The sequence below is a fragment of the Nocardia farcinica genome, from assembly GCF_029867845.1.
Taxonomy (GTDB): domain Bacteria; phylum Actinomycetota; class Actinomycetes; order Mycobacteriales; family Mycobacteriaceae; genus Nocardia; species Nocardia farcinica_A.
Window position 1 is genome coordinate 1 of the sequence record NZ_JARWRU010001334.1, and the last position, 4,993, is coordinate 4,993.

The following is a 4,993-nucleotide window of genomic DNA, read 5'->3' on the forward strand; positions in this document are numbered from 1 at the left end:
TCCCCCCCCCCCCCCCGGGGGGCGGGCCCGCCCCGGCCCCCGGCCGCGGCCGGCGGGGGGGGGCCCCGGGCCCCCCCCCACGTCGAGAGGGAGGGTGAGCAGGCGGTCACCGGACGGGCCCGAGTTCAGCTCGGCCATGGCCCGTGGATCGCGGGCGGTCGCGACGACCCGGTCGCCCGCGCCGAGCGCCGCCTCGGTGAAGGCGCGGCCGAGGCCGCGGTTGGCGCCGGTGATGAACCAGGTGCGGGTCATTGTCGTTCCTTTCCAACGAGACGCAGCGTCTCGTTTGTGTGGTCGAGCATGGCAGCACCGCGAGCGTGTGTCAAGACGGAACGTCTCGTCTCGTTTATGGGCTACAGTGAACCCATGTCCGAAACACCCAGTGCCGTCCGGCGCAGCGAACGCGCGCGGACGGCGATTCTCGCGGCCGCGGGCGAACTCATCGGTGAACTGCCCTACGCCAAGCTGACCGTGGAGGCCATCGCGGCCCGTGCGGGCGTCGGCAAACAGACCATCTACCGCTGGTGGCCGTCCAAAGGGGCGGTGGTCTTCGACGCCATGCTGGAACGCGACTCGGGCCCGGACGGTCTGTCTCTGCCCGACACCGGTGATCTGCGGGCCGATCTGCGGCCGCTGCTGCGCGGCTCGGTCGCCGCACTCACCGATCCCGTCTTCGAGGGCTTCCTGCGCGCGATGTACATCGAGATCCAGCAGGACGCCGTGCTGGCCGAGGCCTACCGCGAACGGCTGCTCTCACCGCAGCGTGCCGCGCTCGCCGACCGGCTGCGGGCCGGTGTGGCATCCGGCGAGCTGCGGCCGGATCTCGACCCCGAGCTCGGCGTGGACCTGCTGCTCGGCCCGATCCAGATGCGCTGGTCGCTGGGACTGGGCCTGCTCACCGAGGACTATGCCGACGCGGTGCTGGACGCGGCGCTGGACCACCTGCTGGCGCGGGGGGAATGATCAGCGGGCGCGCAGCGTCTCGGCCTGGCGCTGGACGGCGGCCGTCATGCCCTCGAACCCGCGGCGCAACTGTCCGCCGAGGGCGGCGGCGACCACCGGATGCAGCCAGCCGCCCAGTTCGAAGTGCGATTCGTAGCGGGTGCGGCGGTCGCTGACCGCGGTGACGGTGTGGCTGCGCCTGCTGTGCAGCGCGCCGAGCGGGACCGGCTTCATGGCGTAGCTGAACTCGCGGCCGGGGGTGTGGGTGCGCATGTACTCGCGCTGGCGCTTGGGTTTCGGGCCGCCGAGGTCGACAAGCATGTCGATCGGCGCCCCGGGGGTCAGGCTGCTCGCGCACTCGGTGACGAACGGATTCCACTCGCCGTAGCGGGGGAGGTCGGTGAGGACCTGCCAGACCACCTCGGCGGGGGCGTCGATGTAGACGGTGGTGTCGACGACGAAGGCCATGCCTGAAATTAGAACATGTTCTATCCGACGTCAACGGGAGAGGCCGCCGGGGACGCCGTCCGCGCGTGGTCCCGGGCGCAGTCACCGAGGGCGGTGCCCTGGTCGGTGCCGTAGCGGTGACCGTGCCCGGCCGGGGCGTCCAGCGCGCTGAGCAGGTCGACGGTGGTCTGGAGGAAGGACACGACCGGCAGCCAGCGCGGCAGCGGCGCGTCGTGGCGCACTCCGGTGAGATCGGGTGCGCGCCACAGCAGCGCGGGCGACCAGTGCACGACCGGGTCGGAGCTGTTGGCCAGCACCGTCGCGCCCGCGCGGTGCACCCGATTGCCGGGCGGGCCCGCCCACAGCACCGCACAGGTGCGCCGGTCCTGCGCGGCCGCGTCGGCGAAGACGCCGCTGCCGCCGAACGCGCCGAGGCTCTGCCCGTACACGAACAGCCGCGGCGGCGCGGCGGTGCCCGCGAGCCGGTCCTCGATCGCGGTGAACAGGGCCCGCGCCGACGCCACCGCCTGATCACGACCGCAGACGAGACTCACCCAGCTCGGCGTGTTGGCGTATTGCAGACCGACCACGGCCACGTCGTCACCGAAGCGCCGCGCGAACCCCGCCATCGCCCCGGCGTCGATCCACCCCGAGCCGGTCGGCACCGCGACCACGATGTTGCCGCGCGTGAACCCGCCGGACCGCTCCAGCTCCCGCACCGCCAGCGCCACCCGCCCGCGCAGATCGGGCGCGGAGTTCAACCCCACGTACACCCGCAGCGGACCGTCGTCCGCGCCCGCGACGAACCGCCGCCCCTGCGTGCCGAGGTCCGCCCAGGCGACCACCGATTCCGCGCTGCCGCTGTGCGGAGGCGGAACACGCGGCGCCACGGCGTCTTCGGGCGCCGCGTCGGCGGCGGCGTAGCCGGCCATCCGCCACTCCAGCGCCCCCGGCGCCAGCACGAACACCCCGAGCAACGCCGCCACCACGGCGCCGACGAGCGCGGGCCCCGGTCGCAGTGCCCGTACCGCCCGCCGCCCCAGCCGTCCCGCGAGCACGAGCGCACCCGCGATCACCGCGGCCCCCAGCCCGCATCGCACCCAGTACCACGGGTCGAGCGCCGCGACCCCCATGGCGGCCCGCAGTTCGTTCTGCCACCGTCCCGCCCGCCACGCCAGCACCGCCACCACCACGGCCGCGGCCCCGGCCGCCGCGCCCCGCCCGTCCCGCCGGGCTGTATCGAACCCACGCCCGCCGAACCCACGCCGGCCGAACCCACCCCGTCGCAGCGCCCATCCCATCGACGCCCCGAGCCCGAGCGCCACCGCGACCAGCAGCCCGGTGAGGATCGCCTGCGCACCGGCCGTCCGGGGCAGCAGACCCGGCGCGAGCGAGACCGCCGCACCCACGGCGATGCCGAGCGAGGTGCCGATGCGTGGCAGGCCGGGGCGGATCGCGCTCCCATAACGGCGTGTGGTCGCGGTGCTCACGACGCCACCTCCACGACGCGGCCCCGGACCGGCCCGATCACGGGCGAGCCGTACCCCTCGCGGCGGGAGTTCAGATCGACGACCACGCTCGCGACGGCGGCGACGGTGTGGCAGCGGGCCCGCGCCATCGTGGCGGTGCGGGTGGCGCAGGCCTCGTGCATGGCGCGGTCGAGGGCGGCGTCGATCGCGCGGCGGGCCCACGGGCCGAGTGGGCTGTCCTCGAGGTGGGCGTAGCGCAGTAGGTCGTAGCCGAGATCGTGGGCCTTGCACGGGGTCTCGAACTCGGCGGGCAGCGGGACGGGGGAAGAGCACTCGCCGCTCGGTTTGATCACCGTGCCGTCGACGGGCACGGGGGTGTAGCCGAAGGTGGCGGCGAAGTCGGCGGGCAGTGTGGCGGGGTCGAGCGCGCCCTCGGCCAGGGCGGTCACGGCCTGGGCGGCGCCGGGGTGCTCGGAGCGCGGGGCAGCGCTCGCGACGGGGACGACGACGGCGGTGAGGGCGGTGGCGCTCACCGCGACGGCGGCCAGCGCGGCTGGTGCGATGCGGTGTCCGCGGCGGCGGGCCGCGCGGTGATCGGCGGTGGCAGGCGAGTCGAGCATGGTCACCGACGTTAGGAACGGGCGGTACCGACGAGCGTCCCGCTGCGGAGCGGTCCCCGGCTCACCCGGCCGTGCCGGGCGGGCGGCGACCCCCTACCGCAGTAGGGGGGTCGATTTCGTCCTCCGGTACGACGGCACGCGGCGGCGCGGGTTCCTAGTGTGGTAGCCATGACTGTCCCCGCCCACACCGGCGCCCGCCCCCGGCTGCGTGATCGTCTGCGGTCGATCACCCCGGAGCGCGGCATCGATATCGCCACCGGTGTGATCGCGCTGGTGTTCTTCATCGTCGCCTGGTCCACCCTGCACCTGACGCACGTGGTCGCCCAGGGCGCACAACCGATGGTCGCCGCGTTCGCGGCGCTGCCGGTGCTGCTCGTGCGCGTCAATCCGGCTCTCGGCTGGGCGATCTCGGCGGGCTCGGCGCTGGTGATCGCGCTGGCGATCCCACACCAGCCGGGCAACGACATGCCGTTCCAGGTCGTGCACGTGCTGTCGCTCATCCTGCTGCTGTTCGCGGTCGGGCTGCTCGCGCCCGCCGCGCTGGTGCTGGTGTCCTGGGTGGCCACGGCGCTGCTGTTCGGCACCACCATGCCCGGAGAGGGCGAGGCGCTGGCCGACGCGGCATGGGGCTGGCCGATCGCGCTGGCCGCGGTGCTGCTGATCGCCTGGCTGGCCCGCAGGCTGGTGCTCTCGCGCAGGCAGCTCGTGCAGCAGGAGGAGTTCACCGAGCTGGAACGGGCCCGCCGCGCCATCCTCGAGGAGAAGGCCCGCATCGCCCGCGACCTGCACGACGTCGTCGCCCACCACATGTCGCTGGTGGTGGTGCAGGCCCAGACCGCCCCCTACCGAGTAGAGGGGGTGACACCGGCCGTGCGGGCGGAGTTCGACTCCATCTCCGTGACCGCCCGCGAGGCGCTCAACGAGATCAGGGGCATGCTCGGCGTGCTGCGCAGCGACGGGGTCGCGCCGGAACACTCCCCGCAACCGACCGCGCGCGAGGTGCTCGCCCTGTTCGAGGGCGCGCGGCGGGCGGGCGTGACGATCGACTGGACGGTCGAGGGTGAACTCGGCGCCGTCTCCGACATCTCGGGCCTTGCCCTCTACCGGATCGCGCAGGAGGCGCTGTCGAACGCCTCGAGGCACGCGCCGGGCGCCGCCGTGCGGGTCGAGCTGGACTGCCGGATCAGCATCGACCTGCGGGTGGTGAACGGGCCGTCCGCCACCGGCGCGGCCGGTCCGGGGAACGGCGGCCACGGCATCACCGGGATGCGGGCGAGGGCGCTGGCCGTCGGCGGTGTGCTCGACGCCGGGCCGACCGCCGAGGGCGGGTTCGAGGTGCGCGCCCGCCTGCCGCTCGCACCGGGGGAGACACAGGCCATCGACGCGGAGCCCGTCGCCGCGCCCGCCGACACGTCACGGTGACCCCGCCCCTGCCAGCGGGCGCGGGCCCGCGGGCGGTGGGCGCGGCGCTTAGGGCCGAGGGTGTGGAGGTGGGCATAAAGGTTATGATAGCCG

General features: G+C 74.4%; 5 protein-coding genes and 1 pseudogene. 2 read left to right on the top strand and 4 right to left on the bottom strand.

All coding sequences use genetic code 11. The features are described from left to right. Positions 1 to 252: pseudogene (locus QH283_RS29880) on the bottom strand (hypothetical protein); the annotation flags it as partial. 114 nt (positions 253 to 366) lie between these two features. Here QH283_RS29880 and QH283_RS29885 point away from each other — a divergent pair. Then, complete coding sequence (locus QH283_RS29885; RefSeq protein ID WP_280506255.1) at positions 367 to 963, top strand: TetR/AcrR family transcriptional regulator; 597 nt, start codon at positions 367 to 369, stop codon at positions 961 to 963. Here QH283_RS29885 and QH283_RS29890 read toward each other — a convergent pair whose 3' ends face one another. Genes QH283_RS29890 through QH283_RS29900 form a run of 3 tightly spaced genes read right to left on the bottom strand, consistent with a single transcriptional unit; the run spans position 964 to position 3,478 of the window. Continuing rightward, positions 964 to 1,410 carry an SRPBCC domain-containing protein gene (locus QH283_RS29890; protein ID WP_280506256.1) on the bottom strand — a complete coding sequence of 149 codons (447 nt, stop codon included), beginning with the start codon at positions 1,408 to 1,410 and terminating at the stop codon, positions 964 to 966. Between the two features lie 20 nt (positions 1,411 to 1,430). Further along, positions 1,431 to 2,879 carry an alpha/beta-hydrolase family protein gene (locus tag QH283_RS29895; protein WP_280506257.1) on the bottom strand — a complete coding sequence of 483 codons (1,449 nt, stop codon included), beginning with the start codon at positions 2,877 to 2,879 and terminating at the stop codon, positions 1,431 to 1,433. Continuing rightward, positions 2,876 to 3,478 (bottom strand): hypothetical protein, encoded by a 603-nt coding sequence (locus QH283_RS29900; RefSeq protein WP_280506258.1) that lies wholly within the window; start codon positions 3,476 to 3,478, stop codon positions 2,876 to 2,878. The genes QH283_RS29895 and QH283_RS29900 overlap by 4 nt, the downstream gene beginning before the upstream one ends. 168 nt (positions 3,479 to 3,646) lie before the next feature. On the opposite strand from QH283_RS29900, the gene QH283_RS29905 reads away from it, so the two are divergent. Continuing rightward, positions 3,647 to 4,900 carry a sensor histidine kinase gene (locus QH283_RS29905; protein WP_280506259.1) on the top strand — a complete coding sequence of 418 codons (1,254 nt, stop codon included), beginning with the start codon at positions 3,647 to 3,649 and terminating at the stop codon, positions 4,898 to 4,900. Positions 4,901 to 4,993 lie beyond the last annotated feature (93 nt).

Bases quoted from the DNA above. Each gene is read 5' to 3' on its own strand.
- QH283_RS29900 (WP_280506258.1), bottom strand. From the start codon at position 3,478: ATGCTCGACTCGCCTGCCACCGCCGATCACCGCGCGGCCCGCCGCCGC.
- QH283_RS29905 (WP_280506259.1), top strand. From the start codon at position 3,647: ATGACTGTCCCCGCCCACACCGGCGCCCGCCCCCGGCTGCGTGATCGT.
- QH283_RS29890 (WP_280506256.1), bottom strand. From the start codon at position 1,410: ATGGCCTTCGTCGTCGACACCACCGTCTACATCGACGCCCCCGCCGAG.
- QH283_RS29885 (WP_280506255.1), top strand. From the start codon at position 367: ATGTCCGAAACACCCAGTGCCGTCCGGCGCAGCGAACGCGCGCGGACG.